At 69.2% G+C, this 3,393-nt stretch carries 4 protein-coding genes; all 4 read right to left on the reverse strand.

Features of this window, described 5'->3' with window-relative positions; translation table 11 throughout:
* Positions 1-122: 122 nt before the first annotated feature.
* Positions 123-938, reverse strand: a complete 816-nt coding sequence (locus AB0Q90_RS42000) for an AAA family ATPase (RefSeq protein ID WP_363166025.1) — start codon at positions 936-938, stop codon at positions 123-125.
* On the reverse strand, positions 935-1,213 hold the full coding sequence (locus AB0Q90_RS42005; RefSeq protein WP_363166026.1) for a hypothetical protein: 279 nt from the start codon (positions 1,211-1,213) through the stop codon (positions 935-937). The genes AB0Q90_RS42000 and AB0Q90_RS42005 overlap by 4 nt, the downstream gene beginning before the upstream one ends.
* Positions 1,210-2,568, reverse strand: a complete 1,359-nt coding sequence (locus AB0Q90_RS42010; RefSeq protein ID WP_363166027.1) for a DDE-type integrase/transposase/recombinase — start codon at positions 2,566-2,568, stop codon at positions 1,210-1,212. Before AB0Q90_RS42010 ends, AB0Q90_RS42005 begins: the two co-directional genes overlap by 4 nt.
* A 105-nt stretch (positions 2,569-2,673) precedes the next feature.
* Positions 2,674-3,258, reverse strand: coding sequence for a DUF6431 domain-containing protein (locus tag AB0Q90_RS42015; protein WP_363166028.1), 585 nt, complete (start codon positions 3,256-3,258; stop codon positions 2,674-2,676).
* Positions 3,259-3,393: the final 135 nt, after the last annotated feature.

Raw genomic sequence — 3,393 nt, forward strand, 5'->3', positions numbered from 1 at the left:
TGTTGAGCGACGCTGAAGATGTGCATGAGGGCGACGTGCTGGTGGTTGACGGGACAAGGTGAAACGACCCCGGCGGCCGTCAGGCCGCCGGGGTCGTTGTGAACGTGGTGTCGCTTTCGTGGTCACTCTGTCGCGTGTGTCTCGGTGATGGCGAGGCGGGTGGAGGACTCGTCGACGATGCTCTTCTCGTCGGCGAACGCGGCGATGAGGGACTGCAGGGCGATGTTGTTGACGGAGCGGGGCAGGCCGCGGCTGGTGAGGTGGATCAGGTCGACGGCGTCGTCGGAGAACAGCGGGTCGGACCGGCCGGCGATCGTCAGGTGGTGCTTGATGTAGCTGGCGGTCTCCTCCTTGCTCATCGTCGGCATCTGGAAGCTGATCGAGATCCGCTGGTCCAGGGCCGCCAGGACGCCGTGCTTCATCCGCTTGCGCAGGGTGGGCTGCCCGATCAGCAACACCGCGAACGGCGTCGTGGAGTCCATGTCGTAGTTGGTGAGCATGCGGATCGCGTCCAGCTCGTGGTGGTCCAGCAGGTGCGACTCGTCGATGACGACCGCGGGGGTGCGTCCGCGCTCGTCGACCTCGGCGGCCAGCGCGGCGGACGCCTGAGCTGCGAGGGCGGCGGACTGGTATTTCGGGGTGCCGCCCAGGCTGGTGACGATCCGGTCGTAGAGGCCGCGCATGCCGACCTCGGGGTTGGGCTGATAGATCACGGTGAAGCGGGCCGGGTCGAGGGAGGCGACGGCGCCCTTGAGGGCGACGGTCTTGCCCGCGCCGACCTCGCCGGTGACCACGCCGATCGCCTTGTTGTTGATGCACCAGGCGATGCGGGCCGCGGCCTCGCGGTGGGAATTGTGCTGGTGGAGCATGGAAGGGGCCAGGTCCCGGCCGAAGGGGACGCGGGTGAAACCGTAGTAGCCCTGGACGCGGTCGATCATGGAATCCTCCTGGGGCAGGGGCAGAACTGGGCCTGGGCGGCGGCCAGTTCGGTTCGTTCGTCGGCCGCGGCCCGCAGTCCGAGCCGGACGGCGAGACGGACCGCCCGCAAAGCGGTGCGGACGGCGGGAGCATCGAGGGCGCCAGCGTCGTGTTCGGCCCGGTGGCAGCAGACTCCTGCCAGGCGAAGGGCCCGGTCGGCCAGCTCGCGGGGCGTGAGCATGAACAGGTCGGGCTCGGGGTCGAAGTACAACTCCTCGGCCCGGGTCGGCTTCACTGCCGGCCCCGTGAATCGTCCATCAGGGACGAGTAGTTGATGCCCCTGGCGGTGTTCGCGATGTGCGCCTCGTCGAGGAGCTTGAGGTAGTCGATCCCGGTCGCCGGGGCCGGCTCGGCCGGCGTCTCCGGGCTCGCCTTGGGGTGGGCATGGCGGCCGACGTGGTGCGGGACCGCCTTGCCCAGGGCCTTGCCCGACGCCCGCACCTCGATGTCGGTCAGGTCGAACGGGTCGAAGACCAGCTCGATCCGCATCCCGGCCAGCGAGGGGTCGACCTCGTAGGAGTTGCCGTGCAGGCTGACCGTCGCGGTCTTCGTCACGGTGCGCAACTCCGACCACAAGAATGCCTCCCGCAGATCCGCCGTGGACGGCAGCGGCAGCGGCCTGGGAATCGAACCCAGCCAGCGTTCGATCGGCGGCTGCCCGGTCTCCGAGTGCACCGCGCGGTGATAGACCGTCTCCACCCACGCGGTGAACAGCCTGTTCAGCTCGGTGAGATGCTCGATCTGGCCGACACGTTCCTCGTCGAGCTCGACGAGGAACTGGTCCCTGACGGTGCGGAAGAACCGTTCGATTTTGCCCCGGCCCTGCGGCCGTCCGGGCTTGGAATGAGTGAGCCGGATCGCAAGTGACGCGCAGGCCCGCAGCAACCACGTGTCGACGAAGGCGGACCCATTGTCGACATAGATCGATTCGGGGACCCCGCGGGCCGACAGCGCCGGCCGCAGGGCCGCGGCGAGACGGACGGTGTCCTCGGCGAACCCGAACCGGTGCCCCACGATCGCCCGGGAATGGTCGTCGATGAAGGCGAACAAGTACGTCTTCCTGCCGCCGATCTTCGGCCCGTGCAGGGCGTCCCCGGTCCACAACTCGTTGCCGCGGGTGGCCTCGAACCGGCCGAACACGCTTGTCTCGCCGCTGCCGGTGCCGGTCAGCCCGGCAGAGACGAAGTGCCGCTGGAGCGTGCGTTCGGTCGGCGACCAGCCCTGCGTGGTCCGCAGGATCCGCTGGATCTGCGCGGCCGTGCGGCCGGGGTTCTCCCGCTTCAGTGCGGCCGCCAGGTCCAGCACCTCCGGCGGTGTCCTGGGGACCGCCTTGCGCGGCTCGGGAACCAGCGCGGCGAACCCGCCGCGACGGTAGTCGCGGGTCCAGCGGTCGATCGTGCCCCTGGACACCTTCACCTGCCGGCCAAAGGGGTCGGTGTGTTCCTCGTCCGCCAACTCCCGTGACAGACGGCCGCGTTCGCGGGTGGTCAGGCTGTTGTCCAGCAGGTCCTGGATCAGGGAATAGCGGAACAGACCGACCTGCCGGGCCTTCTCCGCCCGGCGGCGGTCCTCGTCCTCGCTCGATGCCATGCGCGGACTCTCCTCGCATCTCGATCAGCGTCCGCCCCGGCCTGGAACGGACACGATCAAGATTTCCGGCCCCTCCGATCGCCGCCCAGGGGCGGCCCGTGTTGATCAACTAGCTGAAGGAGTGCAGGTCAGCACCCGGCCGTCTATCGCCCGGCCGGCGAAGGCCCACCGCGACACGGTGTTCATCTGCGGCCACTTCATCGCCGCCGCCCGATGGGCGGCGACGATCACCGAGACCGCATCAGACAGGGACGTCCCGGCCGGTTGGGGCATCACGGGATCGTCCGCGAGCGCGACCAGGGCGACGGTGAAGTACCGGCGGACGTCCTCCGACCTGCGACGGAACCGGCGGAGCCACCCACGGACCGTTCCCTCGGCCAGACCGAGATGGGCGGCGACCCGGCGGTGGCCCATGCCCAGGGCCGCTATCTCCAGCCCGGCCCCGATCACCTCGGCCGCGTCCATCCGGCGCGGCCACAGCCCCTCCGGCAGCAGCACGTGCGTGACCTGGCAGCCCATACAGCGCGAACGACGAGGACGTACGAACAGCCGGGCCCCGAGATCACCCCGGATCTCCCGCGGCCGTCCGTGTCCCCACGGCGCGAGCACGGCCCCGCAAGCAGGACACGTCAACTCACCGGCCCGCAGCCTGCGCTCCACGAGCAGCACGTCGGTGTCGACGATGAGCACTCCGCACCTCCACCTCGTGCACACCGTGTCGTCGTGCACGAAGCGAGATCAGACTGCCCACCAAGATCAGCATTCATGTCCACCGCGAACGTCGCCAACTCCCAGCTACGTGCTCACACAGAGAGTCGTCCAACA

Origin of the sequence: Streptomyces sp. NPDC079141 (assembly GCF_040686775.1) — a bacterium.
In the GTDB taxonomy this organism is placed as follows: Bacteria; Actinomycetota; Actinomycetes; order Streptomycetales; family Streptomycetaceae; genus Streptomyces.